The sequence below is a fragment of the Chryseobacterium sp. JV558 genome (assembly GCF_033712365.1).
Classification (GTDB): domain Bacteria; phylum Bacteroidota; class Bacteroidia; order Flavobacteriales; family Weeksellaceae; genus Chryseobacterium.
Window position 1 is genome coordinate 1158443 of record NZ_WJHU01000001.1, and the last position, 13339, is coordinate 1171781.

At 36.7% G+C, this 13339-nt stretch carries 13 protein-coding genes; 7 read left to right on the forward strand and 6 right to left on the reverse strand.

Annotated elements, in window-relative coordinates:
• Positions 1-105: 105 nt before the first annotated feature.
• From serC to GFU89_RS05390, 6 genes are all read left to right on the forward strand, one after another.
• Positions 106-1170: a 3-phosphoserine/phosphohydroxythreonine transaminase gene (gene serC / locus GFU89_RS05365; protein WP_318846170.1), complete on the forward strand. Its 1065-nt coding sequence runs from the start codon at positions 106-108 to the stop codon at positions 1168-1170.
• 124 nt (positions 1171-1294) lie between these two features.
• On the forward strand, positions 1295-2260 hold the full coding sequence (locus tag GFU89_RS05370) for a D-2-hydroxyacid dehydrogenase (protein WP_318846171.1): 966 nt from the start codon (positions 1295-1297) through the stop codon (positions 2258-2260).
• Between the two features lie 2 nt (positions 2261-2262).
• On the forward strand, positions 2263-3507 hold the full coding sequence (locus GFU89_RS05375; RefSeq protein ID WP_318846172.1) for a DUF1015 domain-containing protein: 1245 nt from the start codon (positions 2263-2265) through the stop codon (positions 3505-3507).
• 55 nt (positions 3508-3562) lie between these two features.
• Positions 3563-4966, forward strand: coding sequence for a M28 family peptidase (locus tag GFU89_RS05380; RefSeq protein ID WP_318846173.1), 1404 nt, complete (start codon positions 3563-3565; stop codon positions 4964-4966).
• Between the two features lies 1 nt (position 4967).
• Positions 4968-6326 (forward strand): M20/M25/M40 family metallo-hydrolase, encoded by a 1359-nt coding sequence (locus GFU89_RS05385; protein ID WP_318846174.1) that lies wholly within the window; start codon positions 4968-4970, stop codon positions 6324-6326.
• Between the two features lie 3 nt (positions 6327-6329).
• A complete protein-coding gene (locus tag GFU89_RS05390) occupies positions 6330-7688 on the forward strand; it encodes a M20/M25/M40 family metallo-hydrolase (RefSeq protein ID WP_318846175.1) in 1359 nt (452 codons plus the stop codon).
• A gap of 262 nt (positions 7689-7950) precedes the next feature.
• Here GFU89_RS05390 and GFU89_RS05395 read toward each other — a convergent pair whose 3' ends face one another.
• A complete protein-coding gene (locus tag GFU89_RS05395; RefSeq protein WP_318846176.1) occupies positions 7951-8295 on the reverse strand; it encodes a hypothetical protein in 345 nt (114 codons plus the stop codon).
• A 788-nt stretch (positions 8296-9083) separates the two neighbouring features.
• Between GFU89_RS05395 and GFU89_RS05400 the strand changes: the two genes are divergently transcribed.
• Positions 9084-9314: a hypothetical protein gene (locus tag GFU89_RS05400; protein WP_318846177.1), complete on the forward strand. Its 231-nt coding sequence runs from the start codon at positions 9084-9086 to the stop codon at positions 9312-9314.
• A 93-nt stretch (positions 9315-9407) separates the two neighbouring features.
• On the opposite strand, the gene GFU89_RS05405 is transcribed toward GFU89_RS05400, so the two are convergent.
• From GFU89_RS05405 to GFU89_RS05425, 5 genes are all read right to left on the reverse strand, one after another.
• The gene (locus GFU89_RS05405; protein WP_318846178.1) at positions 9408-9920 is read right to left on the reverse strand and encodes a hypothetical protein; all 513 of its coding nucleotides are present in this window, start codon (positions 9918-9920) and stop codon (positions 9408-9410) included.
• 149 nt (positions 9921-10069) lie between these two features.
• The gene (locus GFU89_RS05410; RefSeq protein WP_318846179.1) at positions 10070-10291 is read right to left on the reverse strand and encodes a hypothetical protein; all 222 of its coding nucleotides are present in this window, start codon (positions 10289-10291) and stop codon (positions 10070-10072) included.
• A 138-nt stretch (positions 10292-10429) separates the two neighbouring features.
• Positions 10430-11467: a peptidylprolyl isomerase gene (locus GFU89_RS05415; RefSeq protein WP_318846180.1), complete on the reverse strand. Its 1038-nt coding sequence runs from the start codon at positions 11465-11467 to the stop codon at positions 10430-10432.
• Positions 11468-11548: 81 nt separating this feature from the next.
• Positions 11549-12061 (reverse strand): FKBP-type peptidyl-prolyl cis-trans isomerase, encoded by a 513-nt coding sequence (locus GFU89_RS05420; protein ID WP_184553119.1) that lies wholly within the window; start codon positions 12059-12061, stop codon positions 11549-11551.
• A 206-nt stretch (positions 12062-12267) separates the two neighbouring features.
• A complete protein-coding gene (locus tag GFU89_RS05425; protein WP_318846181.1) occupies positions 12268-13338 on the reverse strand; it encodes a branched-chain amino acid aminotransferase in 1071 nt (356 codons plus the stop codon).
• Position 13339 lies beyond the last annotated feature (1 nt).

Sequence of the window (13339 nt, forward strand, 5' to 3'; positions counted from 1 at the left end):
TTCCGTCTCATCATCTGTGAGGCGGTTTTTTTGTCCAAAAATCCAATGTAACCAAAAATAAAGCTGAAGGAATTTAAAACCCGGAAGCAACCAAAAAATAAAAATATGAACAAAAAGCACAACTTCAGCGCAGGGCCATGTATTTTGCCACAGGAGGTATTTGAAAAATCAGCACAGGCTATTCTGGACTTCAACGGTATCGGATTGTCTCTTCTTGAAATTTCTCACAGAAGTAAGGATTTCGTAGCTGTAATGGACGAAGCGCGTGCAATTGTAAAAAGACTGATGAATCTTGGTGATGATTATGAAGTTCTTTATTTAGGTGGAGGGGCCAGCCTGCAGTTTGCCATGGTACCTTACAACCTGATGAAAGTAGGTGGAAAAGCAGCTTACCTGGATACAGGAACATGGGCAGCCGGAGCCATCAAAGAAGCAAAAAAAGTAGGAACAGTAGATGTAGTAGGTTCTTCAAAAGAAGAAAATTACTCTTTTATTCCTAAAAATTATACCATTGGTGCAGAATATGATTATTTCCACTGTACTTCCAACAACACTATTTATGGAACTCAGATGAAATCTTTCCCGGAAGTGGACACACTGATGGTTTGTGACATGAGTTCTGATATTTTCTCTAGACAGCTTGATTTTTCCAAATTTGACCTGATCTATGCGGGTGCTCAGAAAAACATGGGACCTGCAGGAGTTACCTTAGTGGTTATAAAAAAAGAAATCCTTGGAAAAACAGGAAGAGAAAATATGTTCTCTATACTGGATTATTCTCAGCATATCGCCAAAGAATCAATGTACAATACGCCGCCGGTATTCCCTGTATATGCCTCTTTACTTACCCTTCAGTATCTTGAAAAAAATGGAGGAATTGCAGCTGCAGAACAGAGAAACGAAGCAAAGGCCAAGCTTTTATATGACGAAATCGACAACAATCCGTTATTCGAAACTTTCTGCGTGAAAGAAGACCGTTCGTTGATGAATGTTTCTTTCAAAATCACAGATGAGAGCAAAAAAGAAGAATTTGACAATGCATGGAAAGCGGCAGGAATCAGTGGATTAAACGGACACAGAAGCTTGGGCGGATACAGAGCAAGTTTATACAATGCCTTACCTATTGAAAGTGTACAGGTTTTGGTGGATGTAATGAAGTCAATCAAATAATTTTAAGCATTAAAAATTCAAAGATTGGAAGATTGAAAAGCAGTTAATTTAAATTCATTAATTTGCACCTCAGTTTTAAAATGTTGAAATATTTAAATTTTTCAATCTTTAAATCAAATAACTCATGAAAGTTTTAGCAAACGATGGAATCTCAAAAGCAGGAGAAAACGCTTTAAAAGAAGCCGGAATTGAAATTCTGGACAATAGAGTGGCTCAGGATCACGTTATTAATTTTATCAACGATAATAATGTGGACGTTCTTCTTGTAAGAAGTGTAACGAAAGTGAGACAGGAGCTGATTGATGCATGTCCCGGCCTTAAAGTCATTGGAAGAGGCGGTATTGGAATGGACAATATTGATGTAGAATATGCCAAAAGCAAAGGCATTAAAATAATCAATACACCTACAGCATCTTCAAAATCTGTGGCAGAATTAGTTTTCGGACATTTCATTTCACTGGCAAGATTCCTTCACGAATCTAACAGACTGATGCCTCTGGAAGGAGATACTCATTTCAGCGCTATGAAAAAGTCATTCAGCAATGCCTATGAACTTTCAGGAAAAACATTAGGAGTAATCGGCTTTGGAAGTATTGGCCAGGAAGTCATTAAAATAGGAATTGCTTTAGGGATGAAAGTAAACGTTCTGACAAGAAGCCCAAAGACAGAAGTTCTTACCCTGAACTTCTTCAACGGACAGTCTGTCGACTTTGAAATCACTTCCACCAATGATATGGATGCATTCCTGAAAGATTCAGATTTCATCAGTATCAATACGCCGAAAACGAATGAATATATTATAGATACCCCTCAATTTGAAAAAATGAAAGATGGGGTCTATATTGTAAATACTGCAAGAGGAGGTGTCATCAATGAAGTGACACTGATCGATTTTATTGAATCAGGAAAAATAGCCGGAGCGGCATTGGATGTTTTTGAAAATGAACCGAGCCCGGAACTTCCTTTACTGATGAACCCTGCATTGTCTCTTTCTCCACACGTTGGAGGAAATACAGTAGATGCACAGGAAAAAATCGGTATCGAACTTGCAGAACAAATTATTAAGCTACAAAAAGAAACTATAAGATAAATATGCCTGTTTTTAAACCTTTCCGTGGAATAAGACCTCATAGAGACTTCGAGAGCACTTTCCCTACCCATCCACTGGATAATTTTACCCAGGAAGAGATCGCAGAGAAGGCTCAAGTTGAAAACACTTACATCAATATGATCAAACCCTATGTTGTAAGTAAATCTAAAGATATTGACCGGAATCTGCGAAAGATCCGCTCTACATTTGAAGAACTTCTGGACGAAAAGAAATTGGTCCAGGACAATTCAGCCTACTATCTTTATGAGCAGATCTACCCCAACAAACAGGTGTTCAGAGGACTTCTGGGATTAGCAAGTATTGAAGATTTCTGGAATGGAAAAATCAAAAGACATGAAAGTACCATTCCTCAGAAAAAAGAAAAGCTGGCTCATTACCTTGAAAAAGTAAACCTGCAGGCAGAACCTGTACTCCTTACCTATCCTGCCAACTCAAAAATTGAGCTGCTGATGAATCATGAGGAAAAAAATGTCCCTATCTTCAACCATGTTGATACCATCGGTATCAGACATAAAATCTGGAGAATAGACAACCGTCTGAAGCTACAGCAGTTTAAAGAAGTGATTGATCAGATTGATTCCTTTTATATTGCTGATGGACACCACAGAATTGGTTCTACAGCAATAAATGCCAAATATCATAAGGAGAAAAACAAAAAACATAACGGTACAGAGCTTTATAACTTTGTTTACAGTTTTATTGTTTCCAATCAGTCTATTAAAATTCATGATTATAACAGAATCTTACATGATCTGAACGGTACTTCTCCCGAAGCTTTCCTGAAAGAACTTGAACACTATTTCCTTATTCATGAAAAAGGAGAAGCATCTTACTACCCTTCTCAGAAATTCCATATTTCAATGTATATGGATGGGAAGTTCTACTCTCTTCACGTGAAGCACGATCTTCGTTCCAAAGAAATGTCTCTGGATAACCTGGATCACCACCTTATAGACAAGTATATTTTCAAAAATATCCTGAAAATTGAAGATCCGGATAGCTCTGAACTTATTTCTTATGTAAAAGGAACTTCCAATATCAACGGAATCAATCTTCTGAAAGAGAAAGTAGACAGCGGTGAAGGTAAAGTTGGTTTCGGAATTTATCCTGTAAGTTTTAATGACATGATTAAAATTTCGGATTTAAGATTAAGCATGCCTCCAAAATGTACATTTATTGAACCAAAATTGATTACAGCTCTGGTAATGTACGATATGAAACCTTAATAAATTCCTATTTTTTCCCTACTTTTATCAAAGGAAAAAGAAAGGTAAATAAAAAATGAAAAAAATATTCATTATACTTCCACTCTTTTTGAGTGGATTTTTATTTTCTCAAAAAAAGCCACTCAAAAATCCGGCAAAAAAAACAACTATTGCCAAACTCAACTATCACGAGGAGTTCAGAAAAATTTCAGATGAAATCATGACCAATGGTAAGGCTTATGATAACCTTGGAGAACTTACGAAAGGAATTGGATCGCGTTTCAGCGCAACTCCTGGTTATACAAAAGCCGTAGAATGGGCCGAAAAGAAGTTCAAGGAAATTGGTATTGATATGATCTGGAGACAAGAAGCCAAAGCTCCTGTCTGGATCAGAGGAAAAGAATCTTTACAGATAAAAGCCGGAAATGGAGATTGGAAAAATATCAGAATGCTTTCTTTTGGAAACTCTGAAGGAACAGGCGGAAAAGACCTTACAGGTGAAATCGTCTTAATCAATTCCACTTCAGAGCTTAACGCCATGTCAATAGGCCAGCTAAAAGACAAAATAGTTTTCGTAAATGTTCCTATGGACCCGAAAATTATCAATACAAGTGATTCCTATTTACAGACTGCAAAATCAAAATTAATTTCCGCTTCTATCATCGCTAAAACAGGCGCAAAAGCATTAATTATAAGATCATTGACAACAGCAAATGACGATACTCCTCATGCCAAAATGATTTACTACGAACCGGATGATAAAATTAAAATTCCGGCTTTATCCATTGGAGTAAGATCTGCAGATGAGTTGGAAAAAATATTGAAAAAGCAAAAAGTTACTGCTAAAATCAATATGACTGCTGAATCAAAAGGAGACACTACAAATCCAAATATTATTGCTGAAATTCAAGGCAAAAAAGATTCTAAAGTAATTGTTTTAGGTGCCCAGCTTGATTCATGGGATTTTGGCGAAGGTGCCATTGATGATGGAACAGGCGTTGTTCAGTGTATCGAAGTATTAAGAACACTGAAGGCACTTGGATATGAAAATAATCACACCATCCGGGTAGTTTTATACGCCAACAGTGAAAACGGAGGCCAGGGCCGCGAAATGTATGCTGCTTTTGTAAAAAAGAGAGATGAAAAACATGTTTTTGCTTTAGGAACAGATGCTGGAGGTTATTCTCCAAGAGGATTTTCTCTGGATATGTCACCTCAAAGAAGAAGGTTGATCTATCCATGGAAAGAATATTTTCTTCCTTATGGCGTTTATGATTTCGACCAAACTGAGGCAATTCAGGACATTTCACCTTTGAAAAAACTTGATATTCCACTAGCAGAGCTTGTGGTAGACACCCAAAGGTATTTCGATTATCACCATTCCGAGCAGGATACTTTTGACAAAGTGAATAAAAGGGAGCTTCTTCTCGGGGCGGTTGCCATCACACAGATGATTTTCATGGTTGATAAAAACTGGTAATATGAAAAAGATAATAGGCACTTCATTATTGCTTTTTGGAATGACTGTTTTTGGTCAGGCTAAAGAAGATTCTATCCAATTCAAAAAGATTTCAACAGAAATCCTGAACAACGGCAAAGGATACAATGAACTGAGAGAACTTACCAAAACGATAGGCAACCGTTTAAGCGGTTCCGAAGCGTATGAGAAATCAGTACAATGGGCTGCACAGAAACTCCGTGATGCCGGAGCTGATAAAGTATGGCTTCAGGAAGTCATGATCCCTGTCTGGGTAAGAGGAAAAGAATCTCTGCACATACAAACCGCTAACGGAAAATGGAAAAATATTAAAATGCTTTCCCTCGGAAATTCTGAAGGCACAAACGGGAAAGACATATCAGGTGATATTATTATGGTAAAATCACTTGAAGAATATGATCAACTTCCTGCAGAAAAGGTAAAAGATAAGATTGTATTTTTCAACTATCCTTTTAATCAAGGGAATGTACAAACCTTCATTTCTTACCGCGATGCAAGTGCTTACAGACGAACTACCGCTTCATTAACGGCTAAAAAAGGAGGTAAATTTGCCATCATCCGGTCACTTTCTTCCGCTTTTGACGATGTTCCTCACACAGGCAATATGCGCTATGACGAGAACACTTCTAAAATACCCGCCGTTACCATCGGAAATACTTCCGCTGATGAACTGGAAATGCTGTTGAAAAAGCAGAAAGTAACAGCCAAACTTAATTCCAACTGTGGAATGAAAGGCGAAAAGCTTTCCCATTCTGTAATCGGGGAAATCACAGGTAAAAAAGACCAGAGCATTATTGTTGTCGGAGGACACCTTGATTCCTGGGATGTAGGCGAAGGTGCTCATGATGACGGAGCCGGAATTGTACAAAGTATTGAGGTACTGAGAACTTTTAAAAAATTAGGAATACAAAACAACCATACTATCCGCGCCGTGTGCTTTGCCAACGAAGAAAACGGAACAAAAGGCGGAAAACAATATGGCAAAATTGCCAAAGAAAACAACGAAAAACACCTTTTTGCGATAGAAACGGATGCCGGAGGTTTTTCACCACGGGGAATCTCCCTGGAAATGAATGATCCTCAAAGAAACCAGATCAAAAGCTGGGTCAACCTATTTTTACCTTATGGAGTTTACAATTTTGAAGGTAAATATTCCGGATCAGATATTGCTCCGCTTCATGAAATGGGAGTTCCCACTGCTGAACTGGTTCCTGATCCGCAGCGTTATTTTGACATTCACCATACAGCAGAAGACACTTTTGAAAAGGTCAACCGCAGAGAATTATTACTTGGTTCTGCGGTAATGACACAACTTATTTATATGATTGATAAAAATTGGTAAACAATGAAAAAGATACTAGGAACTTCATTATTGCTTTTTGGAATGGCTGCTTTTGGCCAGTCTAAAGAAGATTCCATTCAGTTCAGAAAAATTTCTACAGAAATTCTGAACAATGGTAAAGGATATACTGAGCTGAGAGAGCTTACAAAAAACATTGGACATCGTTTAAGCGGTTCTGAAGCTTACGAAAAATCAGTGCAATGGGCAGCACAGAAACTCCGTGATGCCGGAGCTGATAAAGTATGGCTTCAGGAAGTCATGATTCCGGTATGGGAAAGAGGAAAAGAATCTCTGCACATTCAGGTGTCAAACGGAAAATGGAAAAGCCTGAAAATGCTTTCCCTTGGAAATTCTGAAGGAACCGGAGGAAAAGATGTTTCGGGAGAAATTATCATGGTAAAATCTATGGAAGAATATGACAAACTTCCTGCTGAAAAGGTGAAAGATAAAATTGTATTCTTCAACTACCCTTTCAGCCAGTCATTTGTCGAGACTTTCAAAGCCTATGGGGATGCTGCAAAATACAGAACGACAGCTGCTTCTTTAACCGCTAAAAAAGGAGGTAAATTTGCCATCGTAAGATCTCTGTCTTCTGCTTTTGATGATGTTCCTCACACGGGAGCCATGCGCTACGAAGACAAAGTCTCCAAAATACCTGCCGTAGCCATCGGAAGTACTACCGCAGACGAACTGGAAGCTTTACTGAAAAATCAGAAAATCACTGCTAAACTTAACTCCAACTGCGGAATGAAAGGCGAAAAACTTTCCCATTCTGTCATCGGAGAAATTACAGGTAAAAAAGACCAGAGCGTTATTGTTGTTGGCGGACACCTTGATTCCTGGGATGTAGGTGAAGGTGCTCATGACGATGGTGCCGGGATTGTTCAAAGTATTGAAGTTTTGAGAACTTTTAAAAAATTAGGAATACAAAATAACCATACCATCAGAGTAGTCTGCTTTGCCAATGAAGAAAACGGAGTAAAAGGCGGTATTCAATATGGTAAAACAGTAAAAGAAAAGAATGAAAAACATCTTTTTGCAATAGAAACAGATGCCGGAGGTTTTGCACCGAGAGGAATTGCCCTGGATATGGATGATGTCAAAAGAAATCAGATCAAAGGCTGGTCAAACCTATTCCTTCCTTACGGAGTGTATAATTTTGAAGAAAGGTTTTCCGGAACAGACCTCTACCCGCTTCATGACATGGGAATTCCTGCCGCTGAATTGATGCCGGATTCTCAACGCTATTTCGATATTCACCATACAGAAGAAGATACGTTTGAAAAGGTGAACCGAAGAGAGCTTTTATTAGGCGCTACGGCTTTAACACAGATTATCTACATGATTGATAAAAACTGGTAATAAATATGAAACCGCCTTTAGAGGCGGTTTTTGTTTTTTATGAAGCTTTTTAGTATTTCAATAGGAACAGACTTTAGCCTGCTTAACTTTACAAATATCTTCCGTTGGCTTCAGCCAAAACCTATCTTTATTTTATAACCACTGATTTATTGAATTGTCACAGATGATTGTGTTTTTTGATAAATTGATTTTCACCTACAACCTAATCTGTGAAATTTGTGCAAAGTCATTCATGATATTTGTGTTTAAATGATTTATTATCCTATCCAAAATTACCCTTTGAGCTTTTTCCTTTAATTTTACGCTTGTGCAAAAAGTTTCTCCACAAAAAATCTTTCCAAGCATGATGAATCCCTCCACCAGACTCCCAATTGACATCAAATTTCTCCCCTTCCCAAGCATATACAGGCATTGCAATTTTCGAATGGAACATCGGTGAATTATCTTTTACTATTGCAAAATAATCAGCATTAAAATTTGATTTCCTGTAATATTGAATTTCTATTATAGTTTCTTTTGTATTGGCCCGGAAAATATAAAGAGTAACATCATAAAGATCATCAAACTCATTTCGTAAAATTTCCAGTGCTGAATCTACATTAAGCAATGTTTTTGAATTATTTATTCTATTCCGGGACATATTCCGTTCAGTGGAATTCAGCTCTTTAAATTCATTAAAATCAGACAGAATAAAAAACAAATTGGGGGAAATGGTATTCCAACAATTGATTTTAGCCAACTGCAAAAGATTTGTTATACAGATATTAATGCTGTCTTTTAAACTTTCCCGGTTCATTTTCTAAGCAATTCTAAAATATTTTAAATATAAAAAATAATTGTACCGTAATATTTTCTTTGTTTCAAATAACTCAACCTTAAAAACAGAAAATTTTTCTTTGTTTAAGGAAATGATAGATAAAAACACGCTTCATCAGGAGCTTTATCAATCCCATGAAACAAAGTGTTAATCGCGAAACTTTTATTTTGGCATGATATTGGTATATAAGATATTGAGAAAAAATTAAAAAAACACTAAGGATGAGAAAAAAGGTTTTCTGTGGATTTTCAGTTTTTCCACTGATTCAAATTCATATCTAGTATATGAATCCTTTTTTTTCTACGATGCCGTACCAGATACGGGTTCGTGATTAATTAACCCCCGTTGATTTTTCACAGCAATTTTGCACCCCGTATCTCACTGGTATCATCAATAACCAAGAATCATTTGTTGATTCAAAAAAAACAAAAATATCCCGGACTTTTAGCCCGGTATTACGATATAAATAAATGGCAAAGTCATCGTGAACCTTAGCCCTGTAAAGGAATTTATTCTTTTTACCGTGATGAGTACGCCTTTATCCTATTAATTAATGTATAACCCTTAAAATGTAAGTAATGATGAGAGACTTTTTTGAAATGATTTTTAAGAGAAATGAAGATGCTGCAAAAATGAACATCTGGAGCTTATTGCTCGTATTAAGTTTTGCTGCCTTTTCTGTATTGGTATACGCCTTAAAACCAAGCTTTAACAGCTTAATTATATATCTGACGGCATTTGCCGCTTATATTGGCTTTGGCCTTGTATTCATTAGTTCCCTAACCGGAACAAGTATGAAGAAAAGATAACAGAACATATAACTTTCAATTAATTTTTACTGAAAAAACCGTCCTGTTTGGGGCGGTTTTTTGTTACGAAAAAATTAGTTTTTTGCTTACCTATTATATCATTATAGTCAATCCCGAGTTTATTTCAGGGAATAATTTAGGTTGTTTTCCAATAGAATTTCTTAAATCCTCCAAAAGTTCTCGTGGATCTAATTTTTTTCCAATTTGTAATTCAGACTCTGGTCTCACAAAACTAGATTGTCTTCCTCTGTAAATTTCAACTGATTTAACACCATCTTTAATAGCTTTAAGACATACACCTCTAATATAATATCTATTAAACTCACTCTGACATATTAATGTCGATGCATTTTTAGGAACTTTAGACTGTTTCGAATTTTTAATTTCAGTTCCATTAAAAAACTTTGGGAATTCCAATAAGGCTTCAAAGCCTTCCTCATCGCCTTCCTTTACAGATTTTATCAAAAAATCTTCATAAACAGACTTACCGTATTCATTAAGCCTTTCACTTAAAAAAAAAACACCTCTTTCTACATCTAAGTTGATTTCATCAAGCATAAAATTTCGGACTTCCGAATCAAGATTTAAAAAATTAAATTTTGCCATTGTTTTATTTATTTATGATATTTTCGAAATTATAAATACATTTATATAACGCCTTACGGGAATCCGTAAGACCACGGTATTTCCAACAAAAAAAGCCACCCCCTCCGGAGCAGCTCGTGATAACAAAGTTATCTTAACATCGTAAAAACTTATTCTTTAAACAGACCCTTCATCATTTCTTCGAGGATCTTTTTGGTTTCTTCTTCAATCATATTTCCGGATTTCTCAACCATCTTTTCTCTGAAAGGTTCACAACAGGCTTTTATTCCGAAGCCTTCATCTGTTTTAATCAATTCCGGATGCAGACCGTGCTCTTCACACACCTCTGACTCAATTTCTTTTTTTATGAGGTCATAATTCAGATCAAACATATTTTTATTTTGTTTCTTATAAGTGTTGGGTAAAGATAGAGGTAATTGATATTTTCCGAAATCCGTATTTCTACGGTATTTATACAAACAAAAAAACCGTCCCTTCCGGAACGGTTTTCATATCTTAAAAAGATTCAATTATTTTACTTTTACAAGCTCAACATCGAAAACTAACCAAGAGTTTGGCGGGATCACTCCTCCTGCTCCTCTTTCTCCGTAAGCCATTGCCGGCGGGATCAATAATGTAGCAGCTTCACCTTCTTTCAACAATAGGATACCTTCATCCCATCCTTTGATTACTCTTCCCATTCCAATTGGAATTTCGATCGGCTCATTTCTCTTGAATGAAGAATCGAACTCAGTTCCATCTACCAATTTACCTGCATAGTGTACAGATACATTATCACCAGCTTTTGGAGCTTTACCGTCAGCTGTTTTTGTGATTTTATAGTAAAGACCTGATTCAGTTTTTTGCATACCAGCTTTTAAGTTTTCAACTAATTTCTCCTGGTTAGCTTTGAATTCTTCTTCTTTTTTCTTCTTTTCAGCTTCTTCTTTAGCTAAAAAAGCCTTATTGTTTTCTGCGATCTTCGCTTTTCCTTCGTTGAAAGTTTTAGCTGCATCGTAGTGCTTATACTCATCACCTTTACCAAAAACAGAAACTTTTTCTAAAACGATATCTGTTTTAGGTTTATCCTGAGCTCCTTTTTCAACGTTAGCAATAGCATCAATTACGTCATTTCCCTTTACCACTTTTCCGAAGATCGTGTGTTTTCCATCTAACCAAGGTGTAGCTACTTCAGTGATGAAGAACTGAGAACCGTTTGTATTAGGCCCTGAGTTTGCCATAGAAAGAATACCTTTTCCTGTATGTTTAAGGTCGTTTCTTTCGTCCTCGAATTTATATCCAGGATCACCTGCTCCCGTTCCTTTAGGATCACCTCCTTGGATCATGAAATCTTTGATTACTCTGTGGAAAATAGTTCCGTCATAATAAGGAACTCCTTTAGCCTTAGCTTTGTTGTCGATTTTCCCTTCTGCAAGACCAATAAAGTTGGCTACAGTTACTGGTGCTTTCTTGTCTTCAAGCTTCACAATCAAATTACCTTTTGTGGTTTGAAGATTGGCATAAAGCCCGTCATTAAGACCTTCGTAAGTTTCTTTGTCTACGTTCATTTTTTTATAAATTGGGGTACAACTCATCAGCGAGATACTTGCCGCTGCCAGAATTATATTCTTGTTAAACAATTTCATGTATTATAGAGCTTTTAATTTTATGATTAATGGAATGTCGTTATCTATTTTCTTTTCGTCTCCGAAAGTTCCGTAAGCCAAAGAAGATGGCACCAAAAGCGTTACTTCCTCTCCATCATGTATAAAACGCAAAGCGTTCTCCACTGCCCTCAGTTCATCAAAGTGCCCGAATCTGGCATCTCTTCTTTCAAAAGACTGGTCATAGATTTTAGTCTGGTCAAAATCATACAGATCATAAGAATAAGAAATCAAAGTTTCATCTTTCCTTCTTTCTCTCTGATCATAACCTTCCGCCGTTACCCAGTAATTAAGCTGCGTAGGATAAAATTTCACAGACTGGCCATTGATCCAATCCTGAATCTGGCCTCTTTCTATGGTATTCAGATTTTTCATCCTGTTTTTAGAAACATCCAGGTCTTTTTGGCTTAAAACACCGCCTACCGGAGGATGGGCCGTCTGTGTATTTCTGTTGCAACTCAACAGGCTAATGGCTGATATGAAGAGTATTTTTTTCATAAACTTTTGCGAAAATACACATTTCGCGAATCAATTACAAAACTTGACACAGAAATATGCGAATGTAGAAATCTATCAATCTACTCATAAAACCGGACAGCTGGCTGAATTCCGTCATTAAAAGTAATTCATATATTTTATACGAATACATAAATACAAAAAAAGCCGGGAAAAACCCGACTTTTATATAGTTTATTTAAAAAACATTAAACTGTTTCCAAAGCGTGATCTACTATAACTCTCCATCCGAAAGGATCTTCAGTAAGGTTGTTTTGCAAGTCTACCAAATCTTTCTTAAGGATAGCAGCAAAGCTTTCTTCATCAGATAATCTTGGAAGTTCCAGTTTCACACCCTCATATCCTAAAGCCTGGAACTGAGTGGTTACCACTGCTGTACCTACTCCCCATACTTCTTTAAGAGAACCGTTCTTTAAAGCTTCAATAACTGTTTTCACAGGAATTGGCTCTATTTTCACTTCAATTCCTCTTTTCTTAGCTAGCTGAATGAAGCTGTCTCTTGTAACTCCATCAAGAATTTTCTCAGAAGTTGGTGGTGTATAAATTGTATCGTTGATTCTTACAAATACGTTCATTGTACCACTCTCTTCGAAATATTCGTGAGTAGCATCATCCGTCCAGATGATTTGCTCATATCCTTCTTCGATCGCCAATTGCGTAGGATAGAAAGAAGCGGCATAGTTACCCGCAGCTTTTGCAGAACCTACTCCTCCGTTTGCTGCTCTTGAATAGTGATCTGAGATTTTTACAGATACCGGCTCAGAATAATAACTCTTCGCTGGTGTTGCAACGATTGCAAACATATATTTATTAGATACTCTTGCTTTCAAAGCTTCCTCTGTAGCAAAAATCAATGGTCTGATATAAAGAGACATTCCCTCCCCCTGTGGAATCCACTCTCTGTCGATATCTACCAATGCTTTTAATCCGTCTAAAAACATTTCTTCAGTTACTTCCGGCATAGCCAAACGTTTTGCTGACTTATTGATACGTTCAAAATTCTTTTCAGGCCTGAAAAGTAAAACCTGCCCGTCTTTGTCTTTATAGGCTTTCATACCTTCAAAACAAGCTTGCCCATAGTTTACTCCCATCATAGCAGGTGTAAATGGTATTGGACCGTAAGGAACTAATTTTACATCACCCCATTTTCCATCTTCATACTCACAAATAATCATATGATCAATGAAAGTACCACCAAATGAAAAATTGTTAGGGTCAAATGTAGAAATTCTGGAGTTTTCAGTTTTTTGAATTATCATT